The organism is Natrinema sp. HArc-T2 (genome assembly GCF_041821085.1).
Taxonomy (GTDB): Archaea; Halobacteriota; Halobacteria; order Halobacteriales; family Natrialbaceae; genus Natrinema.
The window spans coordinates 707,384-721,591 of the sequence record NZ_JBGUAZ010000001.1 but is presented as its reverse complement, the minus strand read 5'-3'; the positions used below and the strand labels follow the sequence as shown (position 1 = coordinate 721,591).

The window sequence follows — 14,208 nt, the reverse complement described above, 5'->3', positions numbered from 1 at the left end:
GGACTGACGGTGCTGGCGGTGTCTACTCGCGGATCAACTCGGCGTTTCGCATCTCGCTCCCGCACTGCTGACAGGTACTGAGGAGTGCGTCGCCGACCGTTTCCCGTCGGCCACACTGCACGCATACGTATTCCCGTTCGTTTCTGAGAGTCATGTCACTACGTATGTGGTGGTGTATGTTAACGCTTTCCATGAGTGTGCTGTCGATTGCTACTGAACGGCAGGACACCGAGTACAGACAACCGAGGGACAGCATGTCTCGAGCCACACAAATTAAATGAGATCATATGCCATGCCAATTGTAATAGTTCTTAACGCACGAGACTTATATAATAGTTCATTATAGACCGCAGTGAGAATGGCAACCAACGCAACGAACTGGCGCGACCCGGTCATCTGTCCGTTCTGTGGCGACGAACTCACATCACCCGGCGCCGGCTTCGTCGATCATATCGATGACAGCACCGACTGTGAAGAAGGGTTCGAACACTGGCGCGAAAACATCAGCGGCGATCTCGCAGGCGAGTGGACCGGATAGTCCGCCCTGTGCTCGTCCGACGTCCCCAGCCCACATACGGGTTGCTGTCACGGGGATCCGGTGGGCTCGCATAGCGGGTCGTGGGTGCGCCGCTACCCACTGAGACAGTCTGCTGTTACGAGTTCTCGGTGGGCCCGCCGGACGGTCGCGGTCTCACCGGCACCCACTGACAGGAGTCCGTATGACGGACGTCCGTCTCAGTCGAAATCTGGCAGGTCTTCCGGCGGTTCGTACTCGGCTTCCCAGTCGACGTACTCCTCTTTGAGAGTCACGGAGACGAGCTGCCCGAACTCCGTCAGTTCGGCGTTGATCGCCGAGACCGTCCCCCAGGTGTCGAGGTCGGGATGATACTCCCGTGCCTGCCAGTCTTCCGGAATTCCCGGTGCGTGATAGCCGACGCGGTCGGCGAAGTCGTCCCAGAAGAAATCAAACCCGCCGAACAGCTCGAGATCGCGGGCAATTCCGTACTCACGCTCTGTGAGATCGGTGTCGACGCGCCACTCGTCGAACGCCTCCTCCCATGCGCCCTCCTCGAGGAACGCCTGCAGCTCCTCGCGACGGTAGTCGATCTCCTCGCCGTCGGCGCTAATCGTTGCATCCTCGTACTCGTTCGGGTCGACGAACTCCAGTTCCGGCGGTTCGGGGGGCTCGGCCTCGAGTGTCATACGCGGTCGTAGGTCGGATCGTCGGATAAGAATTCCCACCGGTCGTGCTGGTGGAACGAGCCGTGGGCACTGCCGGTCATGTGCTGTTGGATTCGTCTTGCCCATCCAAACACTCAATCGCCTGCCATCCGTATCCGCGGGCAATGACAACGTACGAGGCGGCGATCCTCGATGTCGACGGAACGATCGTCCGGGGTGAAGCGTTGCTTCCCGGCGCGATCGATGGTCTACGAGCGCTCGAGGCAGCGGGCTGTTCGCGACTCCTGTTCTCGAACAATCCGACGCGCGGCGCCGACCACTACCGGGCGAAACTCACACCCCACGGGATCGACGTCGATCCGGCGACCGTCCTCACCTCTGCGACCGTCTCGGCTGAGTACCTCGCGGCGACCCACCCTGGCGAGCGGGTCTTTCTCGTCGGCGACGGGCGACTCGAGGCGATTCTCGAGGACGCAGCCGTCGAACTGACGAACGATCCCGACGCGGCGGAAGTCGTCTTGGGATCGTTCGACAGGGAGTTTTCGTTCGGAACGCTCTGGGAGTCGCTGCGAGCGCTCGAGGGCGAAATACCGTTTTACGGCACCGATCCCGACGCGACGATCCCGATTGACGAAGGCGAGATTCCGGGGACGGGGGCGATCCTCGCTGCGATGGAGGCCGTCGCCGGTCGCGAGCCGGATGCGATTCTTGGCAAACCGTCCTCGATCGCGGCTACCGCAGCGATGGACCGGCTGGACGCCGAGCCCGCGAACACGCTCGTCGTCGGCGACCGGCTCAACACCGATATCGCACTCGGGAATCGCGCCGGTATGGAGACCGCTCTGGTACTCACCGGCGTCACTGACCGGACGGTCCTCGCCGAGTCGTCGATCGAACCCGACCACGTCCTCGAGTCGCTTGCCGCCGTCGAGACGCTCCTGTAGGTACGTCTCCAGACGCCGCTTTTTCACCCCGTCTCCCTCGTCACGCGCGCTCGAGAGATATATTTATCACTCACAGTCACAACGTACGACACATGAGAGAACGTCTCAGCGAAGTGTTGCTGCGTGCGCGCTACGCAGCCATCGGAGCAGCGATCGGTGCAGCAATCGGCAGCGTCTTCAGTCGCAACGCCGCGAGTACTGGCGGTGCGATCGGTGGGCTCGTCGGCGCGACCGCTGCCGACACCCGTGGAACCATCGAGGACCTACTCGAGACCGCCGAGGAGTACGATCCGCGGTCCGGTTCGACTGACGCAGAGTAGTCGATCGGTCTTTTATTCGAGCGATTTCGCCCGGTTGTGGAACTCGCCGCCACACTCGCATTTCCCCGGATTAGTCGTCGCTTCGATGACGTTTCCACACTGCAGGCATTCGTACGTCGACGCAGAGTCCGGATCGTTCGCACCTTCGACGTCCTGATCGTGAGGCATACCAGTGACTTGTACGCCCACTTTCATAAGTATGGTCCCGGCCGACGGGGAGTCAAGGACAGTCCGCGTCACGACTGCGACCGGTGACACGTTCGACCTGGTGTCCGATACTGGTAAAAGTCGCCGCCGAGTTGAGCCTGTAATGAGCGATGCAGGCGAGGCCGACGTGCCGGAGCCGCCAGCACCACCCGATGGCGACGGCGGCTCCGTCGAGGTCCTCGGGACAGCACACGTCTCGCAAGCGAGTGTCGACGAAGTGCGCGAAACGATCGACCGGGAGGATCCCGATGTCGTCGCCGTCGAACTCGACGAGGGGCGCTACCGCCAGATGCAAGGTGGAACACCCGACGACATCGAAGCCGAAGACCTCCTGTCGGGCAACACCGTCTTCCAGTTTCTGGCCTACTGGATGCTCTCGTACGTCCAGTCACGGCTTGGTGACCAGTTCGACATCGAGCCGGGTGCCGACATGCGAGCCGGCATCGAAGCCGCCGAGGCAAACGGCAGCGGCGTCGCGCTGGTCGACCGCGACATTCAGGTGACGATCCAGCGGTTCTGGAGTCGGCTCTCCGGTGTCGAGAAGTTGAAGATGGTTGGCGGGCTCGCACTCGGAATCACCGAGCCCCGAACCCTCGGGCTCACGCTCGGTGCCGTCAGTGGTGCGCTCGTCGGGCTCGTCATCGGTGCGTTTCTTGCCCCACTACTTGGCATCGGTGACGTGCTGTTGGTCGGGCTGTCCGATCCCACACTGCTGCAGTATGCCGGCGGCGGCGCGATCGGTGCACTCATCGGTGCGTTCGTCGGCCTCGCGGCGCTTCCCTCCCTCGAGTCCGCAGGCCAGTACGCCGGCGGCTATCTTTCGGGATTCTCGATACGGATTCTCGCCGGGGTCGTCCTCGGCATTGTCGGCGGGCTCGCGCTGGTCGTGACCGGCACGTTCGTCGGGCCGTTCTCGGCTGCGACCCTCGAGAACGTCGGTCTCTACGCGGTCCGCGGCACGGCTGGATCTCTTGCCGGTCTCGGTGTCGGCGTGACGATCGGGCTCGTCCTCGGGCTCGTCTTCGACGCATTCGGTGCTGATGTCGAGGACGTCGACGAAATCGCCATCGAGGAGATGACCGACGGCGACGTCGTCGACGCGATGATGGAGGAGTTCCGCCAGTTCAGTCCGGGCGGCGCAAACGCCCTGATCGACGAACGCGACGCCTACATCGCACACAACCTCTATGAGTTGCGTGAACAGGGATACGACGTCCTCGCCGTCGTCGGTGCCGGCCACAAAGCCGGCATTGAACACTACCTGCGAAATCCCGAGGAACTGCCGTCGCTCGAGTCGATCTCGGGCACCACCTCGAGCCGCCGGTTCTCGCCGCTGAAGATCGGCGGCTACCTGATCATGGTGGGCTTTCTGGCCTTCTTCTTCCTGCTGATCATGGCGGGGGTCAGGAACACGTTCCTGCTGAAACTGTTTGTCGCCTGGTTCCTGTTCAACGGAGTCTTTGCTTTCGGGCTGGCGCGGCTGGCCGGCGCGCGCTGGACCAGCGCGGGCGTCGGCGGTGCGATCGCCTGGCTGACGAGTATCAACCCGCTGCTCGCGCCGGGCTGGTTCGCCGGCTACGTCGAACTCAGACACCGACCGGTCAACGTCCGTGACATCCAGACGTTAAACGAGATCGTCGACGATACCGAACAGCCGATCGACGAGGCCCTCTCGGCGATGTTCGACGTCCCGCTGTTTCGGTTGATCATGATCGTCGCGCTGACGAACATCGGGAGCATGATCGCGACGTTCCTGTTCCCGTTCGTGGTGTTGCCGTGGCTGGCACCCGAGATCGGCGGCGTCGACGCATTGATGGGCCAGCTCCTCCAAGGGGCGCAAAACAGCCTCGAGCTACTGCGAGGTTTCCTCTGATGAGCCATCGGACGACTCACACCCAAGAGCACGACCTCACGTTCAGCGACAGGGAGCTACGGGATCTCGCCGTGGCCTGGATCGCGCTCAGCGTGGCGTTTGCGCTGATCCGAGCGCCGTTTCACCGCGGGCTCGCCAGTGTCGAGGAGTTCACCATCTCGGTCGGGATCAGCTTCGTGACTGTCGGCGTCGGCTTCCTGCTGCACGAGCTCGCACACAAGGTCGTCGCGATCGAACACGGCCAGATCGCCGAGTTTCGCGCGGACTACCAGATGCTCTTTCTGGCGTTGCTCGGTGCAGTCGTCGGCTTCCTCTTTGCCGCACCTGGGGCCGTCTACCATCGGGGCCAGATCACGACGCGGGAGAACGGACTGATCGCGGTCGCCGGCCCGGTGACGAATCTCCTGCTCGCCGCCCTCTTCGTCCCGTTGCTGATGTTCGCTGCGACGCCAGGCTTCCTGCCGGCCCTGCTCACGGCGATCGGGCAGATGGGGGTCGGGATCAACCTCTTTCTGGCCGCGTTCAACATGATCCCCTTCGGTCCGCTGGACGGGAAATCCGTCCTCAAGTGGCACAAGGGTGTCTTCGCACTGGTGTTCGTCCCGAGCGTCCTGCTTGCGGGCTACGTTCTCTTCTTCGTCGGGCTCTTCTGAGACCCACAAGCGGTCGTCGCTGACCGCGGTGGCTCCGCCGGACCGGTGACCTTTTGCTCGCCCCGAGAGGTCCTTCGAGTATGACCGACACGGATGACGAGAGAACCGAGGCGGATCGACTCACGTACGCCGAGACTGGCGTCGACATCGAGGCAAGCGAAGACGCAACCGCGGCCTTGCTCGAGGCCTTCGGCAGCGACCTGACCACCGAGTACGCCGGCCTGATCGATATCGGCGACCGGTATCTGGCGCTGGCGACCGACGGCGTCGGCACGAAACTCATGGTCGCAGAAGCGATCGAGGACTTCTCGACGATCGGGATCGACTGCATCGCGATGAACGTCAACGACCTCGTCGCGGCGGGCGTCGAGCCCATCGCGTTCGTCGACTACCTCGCGATCGACGAGCCTGACGACGACCTCACCAACGAGATCGGCGAAGGGCTCGCCGTTGGCCTCGAGGAATCCGACATGACCCTGCTCGGCGGCGAGACAGCCGTCATGCCCGACGTGATCAACGGCTTCGACCTCGCGGGGACCTGTGCCGGTCTCGCCGGCAAAGACGAGATCCTCGCAGGCGAGGCCGATGTCGGCGACGTCCTCGTCGGCTTCGCCTCGAACGGCGTTCACTCGAACGGCCTCACGCTCGCTCGCGAGGCCGTCACGCGCAACCACGAGTACACCGACGCGTTTCCACATGATACCGACCGGTCGATCGGCGAGGAACTGCTGCGACCGACGCGACTCTATACGGATCTGCTCGAGCCAATGCGCGACCACGGCATCCGCGCAGCGGCACACATCACGGGCGGCGGCTGGACCAATCTGCTTCGGATGGGCGACAACGAGTACGTGATCGAAAACCCGTTCCCGGCCCAGCCGATCTTCGAGTTCGTTCAGGAAGAGGGGAACGTTACGGACGAAGAGATGCACCGGACGTTCAACATGGGGACCGGCTTCGTCGTTGCGCTCCCCGAGGAGCGTGCCGATGACCTCGTCGCCGACACCGACGGGCAGGTTATCGGCCACGTCGAGGACGGGGACTCGGTCGAGATTCGCGGCCTCTCGCTGTCCTGAACCGGGCGTGGATCGCCCTCTCAGCCCGATCAGACCGCCTGGACGGGGATTTCCGTCTGGCGCATGACCTGTTCGGTGACGCTTCCGAGCGGTGTTCGCCGGTCGTCTGTCACCCCACGCCGCCCCATGACGATCAGATCGGCGTCTTCGCGCTCGGCGAGGGTGACGATCTCGTCCCACGGATTGCCGCGTCGACACTCGTGTTCGACTTCGACGCCGCGGTCGCGACCGCGGGCTTCGATCTCTTCGAGCAGTTCGATGGCTTCGTCTTCGTGTTTCTCGTGGTCGACCTCGACAGTGCCAAGCGCCGGCGGCCTTCCGTATCGACGCTCGTCGACGACGTAGAGACACAGCACCGTTGCGTCGTACTGGGCAGCGAGATCGAGTCCATGGTCGATGCCGCGCTCGGCCTGTTCGCTCCCGTCGGTCGGAATCAGGATCGTATCGTACATTCTTCAGGTGACGATTGAACCTGCCTCGTGGAAAAACTACCACCGTTTCTCAAAACCTGCTCGAGCGTCCAGCCGCTACCGAGTCGATTCGGTCGCCCGCTGTATCGCGTCGTACTCCGCGTCGCTGTAGGCGATCAGGCGAACGTCCTCGAGCGTGTCCGGGTCGTAGTCGTCGATCACGCTGCCGATGATCGCCGCTCCCTCCGTGAGATCGAAGCCGGCGACACCACAGCCGAGCGCAGGAATCACGAGCGAGCGACAGCCGAGTTCGTCGGCTTTCGCGAGGCTGTTTTCGGTCGCGTTCCGGATGCTTGCAGCAGTTGCTTGCCCGTCTCCGTAGTGGGGCATCGCAGCCGCGTGGATGACGTACTCGGCGTCGAGGTCGTAGGCGTCGGTGACCGCGACGTCGCCGAGGTCGACCGGCCCCTTCGCCATCGCATCCTCGTTGATCTCCCCGCCCGCGCCGCGTCGGAGCGCGCCGGCGACGCCAGAGCCCATCCGAAGGCTCGTGCCGGCGGCGTTGACGAGCGCGTCGGCTGACTGTGCGGCAATGTCACCCTGAACGACGTCGTACTCCATGTGCGGTCGTTGCGCGCCCAAGCCCAATGAAGCTATAGTAACAACTGAAACGAGTGACACACTGATCGCACAGCTGTCGTGCGATCAGGTTGCACTGACGTTCAGTGGCTACTATACTCGTGAGATCGCTCTGTGGGACCTGATTCGGCGTGGCTCACGCCGTCCGAACCCAGTCGGCGGCGATCGGATCGGGCTCGAGGTCGGCGCGTGCAATCCCGTAAAACTTCTCGCGACCGACCGGAGTCCGCAGCCGGAGCACGCACGTATAGTCGGTTACCTCGAACGCAGTCACTGTCCGGGTGGACCGCTGGTGATCGAATCGAAAGCGCTGGTCTGTGTCCCCCTCGGCGATGATTTGGTTGCCAAGCGACCAGCTCAGTGATTCGATGCGTTCGATATCAACGTCGAACAGGTGGGCGACCAGATTCCGACCGCGCCGATCCATTGGCCCCTGTGACCTGTTCTCGTGTGAACTCATATGACGATGAAATCGCTCCGGTACGAAAAAAGGTACTATCTTCGCGTGATGCACGTCGATAGGCGAACCCACCGAATAGAAGACCAGTCACCGGATGTCGTTGTCCAGCAGCATGTCTTAGGCCGACCAAAACCTTTTTAGATTTAGGCTCGCCTAACTAATCGTGATGGACGTGCCCGCTCGCAGGGAAGACACAGACGCAGACGATACCCCCGAGATTGAGGAGCCGGCGGTGGCCGTGACGAGCCACGAGACCCGCCCCGGAAAGGTCGTTTTTACCGAACAAAACAACAGCGACGGCTGGATCGCGACGGATCTCATCGTTGACCTCGAGCCCTAATCTCACCGTCGTTCGGAACGACACGGGTCTCGCTATCGCCACTGGTAGTCACTGCACGGTCGATCGCTGGGCCATCGTGCGATCGGTGTGACTCGTTAGTTGTGATACCTCGTCCCGATCGCAAACGACGCTTCGTTTCCGATCGGACTCGGTCAAAAAGCTGTCTCCGCTGTTCGGCCCTCCGCTCCAGCGGTCGTCGACGCGCCGTCGGGCCGGGTCTCCCTCGTTCGCCGTGAGTCGCACGGACTCCTGTCAGTGGGTGCCGGTGAGACCGCGACCGTCCGGCGGGCCCACCGGGGAACTCGTGATAGTAGACGGTATCAGTGCTTAGTGCGTCGCGTCTTCGCGCACTAGCGTATCGTCTTCGAGATAGTGCTCGAAGTGGTGGCCGTCTTCCTCGAGCGTCACGAGGATCTCGCGCAGGATTTCGGCAGTGGCGTGATCGCCCAGGTTCTCGGCGAGTTCGATGCTGTCGCGCATCGATTCGATGATGTCGCCGTACATTTCGAGGTCGTTCTCGAACATCGTGCGGACGTCGTAGATGTCCTCACCTTCGAACTCGACGGTTGCGCGTTCTTCCTGGTTTGCTGGACCCGACACGGGAACGCCGCCGAGTGCCTGGGCGCGCTCGGCAATCTCGTCTGCGCCTTCCTCGACGTGTTCGTACGCTTCTTCGAGGAACTCGTGAAGCGGGAGGAATTCCGCGCCCTCGACGACCCAGTGGTGCTTTTTCAGCTGGTGGTAGAGCACGTAGGCGTTTGCCAACTCCGTGTTCAGCGCGTCGACGATCTGCTCGGCTTTATCTTGCTCGAGGCGAAGACTGTTCTCCTCGACACTGTCAGCCGACTGGCGGACGGTCTTTTGAGTACTCATCCCAGGTATCGATACAGGCCCGATCGACTTAAAACCTGGCCATGGATGAAGATTTCTTTTGTATATCAAAAGATCTGTTCTGATAATGGGACACCTCGTGCGCGCACTCGCCGTATTACATGTTATCAGAGGACACCGTCAATATACTCTTTATTTTTTCGGGGTTGAGTAAACATTTTCAATGTGGCGGCCCAAGAGAGAGACATGGCAACCAGAACCGCACAGCGGCGAGAGCGGCTCTACGTCGACGGCGAGTGGCTCGAGACAGCGGATGTGCTCTCGATTTCGGATCTCGCCGAGGGTGGGGCGTTTGCACAGGTCGCCGCCGCGGGACCGGCAGAAGCACGGGCTGCACTCGCGACCGCACACGAAATCAAGCCGACGCTCCGGGAGACGACCGTCGTCAAGCGTGCCGAGTGGTGTGAAACGATCGCAGAAGGGCTCCGCGAGCGAGAGGAGGAACTCGCCGAGGTCATCGTCCGCGAGGCCGGCAAACCGATCTCGTCGGCCCGCGGCGAGGTCGAACAGGCAGCCGAGCGGTTCGACCGGGCGGCCGAGGAGGCGCGCAACATCGTCAGCAAAGGCGAGTACCGCGAGGGGTCGACGGCGGGCCACGAGGGCTGGCAGGCGATCGTCAAACACGAACCGATCGGTGCCGTCCTCTGTATCACGCCGTACAACTACCCGCTGGCGACGACCGCGTTACAGGTCGCGCCCGCGATCGCGGCCGGCAACAGCGTCTTACTCAAACCCGCGAGCAAGACGCCGATTTCGGCGGCAATCCTCGCCGACATCATCGCCGCTGTCGACGGGATGCCGGACGGCGCGTTCAACTTCGTCCCGGGCGAAGCGGGCGAGATCGGCGACGTCCTCGCCGGCGACGACCGCGTCAATGCGATCGCCATGACCGGTTCCTCGGGCGCGGGCAAACACGTCGCCCGTGAGAGCGGCATGGTCAACCTGCACATGGAACTGGGCGGGAACGCCCCGGCGGTCGTCTTCGATGATGCCGACCTCACCGACGTCGCGGGCAACTGCGCCAAAGGCTCGTTCAAGTACGCTGGCCAGCGCTGTTCGGCTATCTCGCGTGTGCTCGCCCACGAGTCGGTCCACGACGACCTCGTCGACTTGCTCGATGGCCAGATGGACGCCTGGCAGGCGGGCGATCTCTTCGACGAGGACACCGCATTCGGTCCGCTCATCAGCGAGGATCAGGCTGACTGGGTCGAGACGCTCGTCGAGGATGCCGTCGAGAAGGGCGCGGAGATCGTCCGCGGCGGCCAGCGGCGCGCCCCCGAGGGCGTCCCGAACGAACTCGCCGACCAATTCTTCGAGCCGACGCTGCTCGCGAACGTCCCTCACGACGCCCGCGTCGTCGACGAAGAGCAGTTCGGCCCGATCGCGGCGATCACGACGTTCGAAGACGAGGCGGAGGCACTCGAGATCGCCAACGGCTCTGACCTCGCACTCGACGCCGCCGTCTTCACCAGCGATTACAAGCGCGCGATGCGGATGGCCGAGCGCATCGACGCCGGCGCGGTCCGCATCAACGGTGCGCCGAGCCACGGCCTCGGTGACGTCCCCTTCGGCGGCAACAAGGACTCGGGTATCGGTCGTGAGGGACTCGACGCCTCGATCCACTCGATGATGCGCAAGAAGAGCATCGTGCTGTAGGCACCAGAGCGGACGATCCCAGTCCGTTCGCCGTACTGCGCTCCGAATTTCGTTTCCGCAAATCGCTGTTCAGAATTCCACTGTTTCAGTCGCGAACTCCGATTCTCTGTCGCCGTGGATGTGCACAACCGAAATGGTTTCGGAGTCACCAACATCGTACTCGAGCGTTGCTTCTTGACCCTGTTCGGTCAACGTGGCCTGGGTGCCGTTGCTATCGCGGACCTCGACGTGGCCCCCTACCTCGAACGACGTGAGTGTTACAGTGACCGTTTGCGTTGCCGTCTCGACGTCGATGGAGACGGCTACGTCTATCCCAGTACGACCGGCCTTGCGCTTCGCGAAGAAGTCGTTGTACTGAAACTCCGTTGTTGGACGGGTTCCAGTCGTGACGACAATGTCCCCATCGATATCGACTGAAACCGTCTCGAACTCGGCCATGGACGACTCATTGGCTAGCTCTGCTTCCAGTTCGTCCTCGTCTACTCCGGACGTATCTCTGTTGAGCAACGCCTGCGTGTACGTCGTCGTCTCGGATTCGATAGCCCATGAGAAACACCAACTGCCTCGCTCGTCGGATTTGGGGATAATTCCGGAGCCGAGTGTGTCGTCGCCCATGTGCTCGAGGACCGTCTCGAACAACCCGTCGCTGTCGACTCGCCGATCCGTCCCGTCGAGACCCGCCGCCAGCACGTCGTCGATACTGCCGACCTCGGGATCGACGACGACCAGCGTGTCGCTCGAGGCGGCGACCGATTCCCCCGCCGCTTCGAAGACTTCGAACTCACCCACTTCGTCGATTGGGTCGCCTACGTCGAGCCCAGCGAGGTCGAACGTTCCGCGAATCACGTAGTGACCACTCTCACCTTCCGGCCCGAACTCGAGGATGTACTCGAACGTCGGCTCGGTTTGCAGTCGCCCGACGATCCGCCCGCCAGCACCGGACGGCGCGAACGGGATTTCGTCGATCGTGTCCTCCAAAAGACTGTCCTCGTGGCTTCGGACGGTCTCGAGATCCGTGTACTTGAAGAACAGATCCGATCCTGCCGAGGTCGGGATCCACCGTGCAGGCGGGCGGAGGTCACTGCCGTCGTTGTTCTGCTCGCCCGGGTCGCGCTCGTCTGTCTTGTTGTCGTCGTTTAGACAGCCCGCTCCACTGCCGACGAGGCCGGTCGCTCCTATCGCAAGTAGTGTCCGCCGATGAATATAGTTCATAATTACTAGTAGTTCGAACCCCACCCAATTTGATTGTTTCTATGACAGTTCAGTGTCGAATCATGACGGTCGACACCGAACGGATTACCGTCGCGGCATGGTAGACGAGATATGGCCAACGACGTGCTCATCGCTGGCGAAACCTTGATCGACTTCATTCCCGAGCGAGCCGGCCCACTCGAGGACGTCGCCGGCTTCGAGCGCCGTCCTGGCGGTGCGCCCGCGAACGTCGCCGTCGCGCTCGCCAGACTCGACGAGCCGCCGCTGTTCTGGACCCGCGTCGGGGCGGATCCGTTCGGTCGCTACCTTGAGCAGACGCTGGCCGACTGTGGCCTCCCCGACCGGTTCGTCACCCGTGACGGCGAGGCAAAGACAACGCTCGCGTTCGTCACGCACGACGAGACTGGCGACCGTGAGTTTAGTTTCTACCGCGACGGGACCGCCGATACACGTCTCGAGCCTGGCCGAATCGGCGACGAGACGCTGGCCGACTGCGAGTGGGTTCACGCTGGCGGTGTAACGCTCGCCGGTGGCTCCTCACGGACAGCGACGCTGGAGTTGCTCGAGCGGGCCGCCGCGGCCGGCTGTACGACGTCGTTCGATCCGAACTGGCGGCCCGAACTGTGGCCCAACGAGGAGACGTTCGCAAGCGTCGCTCGCGATGTGCTCGCCCACGTCGACGTCTGTTTCGCGACGGTCGACGAACTCGAGTTGCTAGGCGAAACGGGCGAGTCGTCGACCGACATCGCTCGAGCGGTGATCGGCGACGTCGCGGCCCAGGCTCACACCGTCTTCGTAACACGGGGGAGCGAGGGTGCCATCGCCGTCGCCGACGACGACGCACCTTGGCCCGCGGACACGGTTTCTCACTCCGGGTTCGCGGTCGAGACGGTCGATACCACAGGGGCTGGCGATGCGTTCGTCGCCGGAGCGATCGCCGCGCTGCGAGCCGGCCACACGCTCGCGGACGCGGTGGCATTTTCGAACGCGGTCGCGGCGACGGCGACCACCACTCGCGGCGCGATGGCGGCGCTCCCGACCCGCGATGCAGTGGAGACATTACTCGAGGCGGAGTGAACGACCTGTCTCGGCTCGGAACCAGCCAAACGGGGCGTGTGGCTGCAAGCCGGGCCGCTATCAGGCCCTGTGACGGACCGTCGGTATGGCTAGCTCCGTCCGCGACGCCGCTCCCTTCTCGAAGTCGGTTGTGACCGGAATCCAGGAGAAGAACGTGACGTTCATGGCGGCCAGCATCGCCTATCAGGCGTTCGTCTCGTTGATCCCGTTACTCGTGTTGCTGTTCTTTCTGGTGTCGTTCGTCGGCGATCAAGCGCTCGCCGAACAGGTCTCGACGACGACCGAGGGGTTCCTGCCCGAGAGCGGCCAGGTCATGCTCGAGAACGGGATCGAAGGTGATACCGGCAGCGTCGGCACCTCCCTCATCGGACTCGTTGCGCTCGTCTGGGGATCGCTGAAGATCTTCCGGGGGCTGGACACCGCCTTCTCGGAGATCTACGCGTCGACCGCGGAGAACTCCCTGGTCGACCAGCTCCGCGACGGGGCCGTCGTCTTCGCGACGATCGGCGTCGCGCTGGTCGCTGCGGCATTGGCGACCGTCGTGTTCGCGTTCTTCCCGAGTATCCCCTTCATTGGAGTGTTGAATCCGCTGTTGCTCGTGGTCGGACTGACGATCGCCTTCCTCCCGATGTACTACTTCTTCCCCGACACCGACGTCTCCGTTCGGGAGGTGCTGCCGGGCGTCGTCGTCGCCGCCGTCGGCTGGGCGGCGCTGCAGTCGCTGTTTCAGGTCTACGTCGCGTTTGCGAGTAGCTCCGACTCGGCGGGCCCGATCGGCGCGATCCTCCTCCTGCTGACCTGGCTGTACTTCGGTGGCCTGATCCTGCTCGTCGGTGTTGTCGTCAACGCGACCCACTCGGGGCATCTCGAGCTCGACGCCGACGGGACGGCGACCGACGGCATGGAACGTCCCTCAGTCGTCGCATCGGACCGCCGCAAGCGCGAGCACCTCGAGGCCCAGCTGATCGGCCTCCGGCGCGAACGCGATCAGTTGCGAAACGACCGCGCGGCACAGCGCAGCCGTCGGTACCGGCTCGAGGACCGAGTCGAGACGCTCGAAGCGCAACTCGGCGAACTCGAATCGAAAACTCGTTCCCTCGAGGACGAAAACGAGCGGCTCCGACGCGAACTCACGTCCCAGCGAGGGTCGTGGCGACGCCGACTCCGCGGCGTCCTGACGCGGGTTCGGACGCTAAACGTGGGCGTCCTCGAGACGCAGCGCGACTAGCGCGACGCGCCGACTCGAGTCGTGACGCCTTAGTGCGTTC

18 protein-coding genes are annotated in these 14,208 nt (G+C 63.2%); 10 read left to right on the top strand and 8 right to left on the bottom strand.

Going from position 1 to position 14,208, the window contains the following annotated elements:
- Positions 1–22: 22 nt before the first annotated feature.
- Entirely contained in the window at positions 23–154 is a 132-nt protein-coding gene (locus ACERI1_RS03675; protein ID WP_373616678.1) for a rubrerythrin-like domain-containing protein, read from the bottom strand.
- Positions 155–358: 204 nt separating this feature from the next.
- Between ACERI1_RS03675 and ACERI1_RS03670 the strand changes: the two genes are divergently transcribed.
- Entirely contained in the window at positions 359–538 is a 180-nt protein-coding gene (locus ACERI1_RS03670; protein ID WP_373616677.1) for a hypothetical protein, read from the top strand.
- Between the two features lie 197 nt (positions 539–735).
- On the opposite strand, the gene ACERI1_RS03665 is transcribed toward ACERI1_RS03670, so the two are convergent.
- On the bottom strand, positions 736–1,203 hold the full coding sequence (locus ACERI1_RS03665; protein WP_373616676.1) for a hypothetical protein: 468 nt from the start codon (positions 1,201–1,203) through the stop codon (positions 736–738).
- A 143-nt stretch (positions 1,204–1,346) separates the two neighbouring features.
- Between ACERI1_RS03665 and ACERI1_RS03660 the strand changes: the two genes are divergently transcribed.
- Both ACERI1_RS03660 and ACERI1_RS03655 read left to right on the top strand, forming a co-directional pair.
- The gene (locus ACERI1_RS03660) at positions 1,347–2,126 is read left to right on the top strand and encodes an HAD-IIA family hydrolase (RefSeq protein ID WP_373616675.1); all 780 of its coding nucleotides are present in this window, start codon (positions 1,347–1,349) and stop codon (positions 2,124–2,126) included.
- Between the two features lie 92 nt (positions 2,127–2,218).
- Positions 2,219–2,446: a hypothetical protein gene (locus ACERI1_RS03655; RefSeq protein WP_373616674.1), complete on the top strand. Its 228-nt coding sequence runs from the start codon at positions 2,219–2,221 to the stop codon at positions 2,444–2,446.
- A gap of 12 nt (positions 2,447–2,458) precedes the next feature.
- Here ACERI1_RS03655 and ACERI1_RS03650 read toward each other — a convergent pair whose 3' ends face one another.
- Positions 2,459–2,614, bottom strand: a complete 156-nt coding sequence (locus ACERI1_RS03650; protein ID WP_373616672.1) for a rubrerythrin-like domain-containing protein — start codon at positions 2,612–2,614, stop codon at positions 2,459–2,461.
- Between the two features lie 142 nt (positions 2,615–2,756).
- Here ACERI1_RS03650 and ACERI1_RS03645 point away from each other — a divergent pair, with 142 nt between their 5' ends.
- The 3 genes from ACERI1_RS03645 to purM all read left to right on the top strand — a co-directional run bounded on the left by ACERI1_RS03645 (position 2,757) and on the right by purM (position 6,255).
- Positions 2,757–4,526, top strand: a complete 1,770-nt coding sequence (locus tag ACERI1_RS03645; RefSeq protein WP_373616671.1) for a TraB/GumN family protein — start codon at positions 2,757–2,759, stop codon at positions 4,524–4,526.
- The gene (locus tag ACERI1_RS03640) at positions 4,526–5,179 is read left to right on the top strand and encodes a metalloprotease (RefSeq protein ID WP_373616670.1); all 654 of its coding nucleotides are present in this window, start codon (positions 4,526–4,528) and stop codon (positions 5,177–5,179) included. Before ACERI1_RS03645 ends, ACERI1_RS03640 begins: the two co-directional genes overlap by 1 nt.
- Before the next feature lie 80 nt (positions 5,180–5,259).
- On the top strand, positions 5,260–6,255 hold the full coding sequence (purM, locus tag ACERI1_RS03635; RefSeq protein ID WP_373616669.1) for a phosphoribosylformylglycinamidine cyclo-ligase: 996 nt from the start codon (positions 5,260–5,262) through the stop codon (positions 6,253–6,255).
- A 29-nt stretch (positions 6,256–6,284) separates the two neighbouring features.
- Here purM and ACERI1_RS03630 read toward each other — a convergent pair whose 3' ends face one another.
- The 3 genes from ACERI1_RS03630 to ACERI1_RS03620 all read right to left on the bottom strand — a co-directional run bounded on the left by ACERI1_RS03630 (position 6,285) and on the right by ACERI1_RS03620 (position 7,764).
- Complete coding sequence (locus tag ACERI1_RS03630; RefSeq protein WP_373616668.1) at positions 6,285–6,707, bottom strand: universal stress protein; 423 nt, start codon at positions 6,705–6,707, stop codon at positions 6,285–6,287.
- A 75-nt stretch (positions 6,708–6,782) separates the two neighbouring features.
- Positions 6,783–7,286 carry a macro domain-containing protein gene (locus ACERI1_RS03625; protein ID WP_373616667.1) on the bottom strand — a complete coding sequence of 168 codons (504 nt, stop codon included), beginning with the start codon at positions 7,284–7,286 and terminating at the stop codon, positions 6,783–6,785.
- Positions 7,287–7,440: 154 nt separating this feature from the next.
- A complete protein-coding gene (locus ACERI1_RS03620; protein WP_138779323.1) occupies positions 7,441–7,764 on the bottom strand; it encodes a hypothetical protein in 324 nt (107 codons plus the stop codon).
- A 166-nt stretch (positions 7,765–7,930) separates the two neighbouring features.
- Between ACERI1_RS03620 and ACERI1_RS03615 the strand changes: the two genes are divergently transcribed.
- Positions 7,931–8,104: a hypothetical protein gene (locus ACERI1_RS03615; protein ID WP_373616666.1), complete on the top strand. Its 174-nt coding sequence runs from the start codon at positions 7,931–7,933 to the stop codon at positions 8,102–8,104.
- A 327-nt stretch (positions 8,105–8,431) separates the two neighbouring features.
- Here the strand turns inward: ACERI1_RS03615 and dpsA are convergent, their stop codons facing one another.
- A complete protein-coding gene (gene dpsA, locus ACERI1_RS03610; RefSeq protein ID WP_373616665.1) occupies positions 8,432–8,977 on the bottom strand; it encodes a DNA starvation/stationary phase protection protein DpsA in 546 nt (181 codons plus the stop codon).
- 204 nt (positions 8,978–9,181) lie between these two features.
- Here dpsA and ACERI1_RS03605 point away from each other — a divergent pair, with 204 nt between their 5' ends.
- Complete coding sequence (locus tag ACERI1_RS03605; protein WP_373616664.1) at positions 9,182–10,651, top strand: aldehyde dehydrogenase; 1,470 nt, start codon at positions 9,182–9,184, stop codon at positions 10,649–10,651.
- A gap of 69 nt (positions 10,652–10,720) precedes the next feature.
- Here the strand turns inward: ACERI1_RS03605 and ACERI1_RS03600 are convergent, their stop codons facing one another.
- The gene (locus ACERI1_RS03600; RefSeq protein ID WP_373616663.1) at positions 10,721–11,863 is read right to left on the bottom strand and encodes a hypothetical protein; all 1,143 of its coding nucleotides are present in this window, start codon (positions 11,861–11,863) and stop codon (positions 10,721–10,723) included.
- A gap of 111 nt (positions 11,864–11,974) precedes the next feature.
- Between ACERI1_RS03600 and ACERI1_RS03595 the strand changes: the two genes are divergently transcribed.
- Positions 11,975–12,940, top strand: coding sequence for a carbohydrate kinase (locus ACERI1_RS03595; protein WP_373616662.1), 966 nt, complete (start codon positions 11,975–11,977; stop codon positions 12,938–12,940).
- Between the two features lie 85 nt (positions 12,941–13,025).
- A complete protein-coding gene (locus tag ACERI1_RS03590; RefSeq protein ID WP_373616661.1) occupies positions 13,026–14,168 on the top strand; it encodes a YhjD/YihY/BrkB family envelope integrity protein in 1,143 nt (380 codons plus the stop codon).
- Positions 14,169–14,208 lie beyond the last annotated feature (40 nt).

Coding starts and splice junctions, on each gene's coding strand:
- ACERI1_RS03625 (WP_373616667.1), bottom strand. CDS start 7,286: ATGGAGTACGACGTCGTTCAGGGTGACATTGCCGCACAGTCAGCCGAC.
- ACERI1_RS03605 (WP_373616664.1), top strand. CDS start 9,182: ATGGCAACCAGAACCGCACAGCGGCGAGAGCGGCTCTACGTCGACGGC.
- ACERI1_RS03600 (WP_373616663.1), bottom strand. CDS start 11,863: ATGAACTATATTCATCGGCGGACACTACTTGCGATAGGAGCGACCGGC.
- ACERI1_RS03640 (WP_373616670.1), top strand. CDS start 4,526: ATGAGCCATCGGACGACTCACACCCAAGAGCACGACCTCACGTTCAGC.
- ACERI1_RS03590 (WP_373616661.1), top strand. CDS start 13,026: ATGGCTAGCTCCGTCCGCGACGCCGCTCCCTTCTCGAAGTCGGTTGTG.
- dpsA (WP_373616665.1), bottom strand. CDS start 8,977: ATGAGTACTCAAAAGACCGTCCGCCAGTCGGCTGACAGTGTCGAGGAG.
- ACERI1_RS03630 (WP_373616668.1), bottom strand. CDS start 6,707: ATGTACGATACGATCCTGATTCCGACCGACGGGAGCGAACAGGCCGAG.
- ACERI1_RS03595 (WP_373616662.1), top strand. CDS start 11,975: ATGGCCAACGACGTGCTCATCGCTGGCGAAACCTTGATCGACTTCATT.
- ACERI1_RS03645 (WP_373616671.1), top strand. CDS start 2,757: ATGAGCGATGCAGGCGAGGCCGACGTGCCGGAGCCGCCAGCACCACCC.
- ACERI1_RS03670 (WP_373616677.1), top strand. CDS start 359: ATGGCAACCAACGCAACGAACTGGCGCGACCCGGTCATCTGTCCGTTC.
- ACERI1_RS03675 (WP_373616678.1), bottom strand. CDS start 154: ATGACTCTCAGAAACGAACGGGAATACGTATGCGTGCAGTGTGGCCGA.
- ACERI1_RS03665 (WP_373616676.1), bottom strand. CDS start 1,203: ATGACACTCGAGGCCGAGCCCCCCGAACCGCCGGAACTGGAGTTCGTC.
- ACERI1_RS03660 (WP_373616675.1), top strand. CDS start 1,347: ATGACAACGTACGAGGCGGCGATCCTCGATGTCGACGGAACGATCGTC.
- ACERI1_RS03620 (WP_138779323.1), bottom strand. CDS start 7,764: ATGAGTTCACACGAGAACAGGTCACAGGGGCCAATGGATCGGCGCGGT.
- ACERI1_RS03655 (WP_373616674.1), top strand. CDS start 2,219: ATGAGAGAACGTCTCAGCGAAGTGTTGCTGCGTGCGCGCTACGCAGCC.
- purM (WP_373616669.1), top strand. CDS start 5,260: ATGACCGACACGGATGACGAGAGAACCGAGGCGGATCGACTCACGTAC.
- ACERI1_RS03615 (WP_373616666.1), top strand. CDS start 7,931: ATGGACGTGCCCGCTCGCAGGGAAGACACAGACGCAGACGATACCCCC.
- ACERI1_RS03650 (WP_373616672.1), bottom strand. CDS start 2,614: ATGCCTCACGATCAGGACGTCGAAGGTGCGAACGATCCGGACTCTGCG.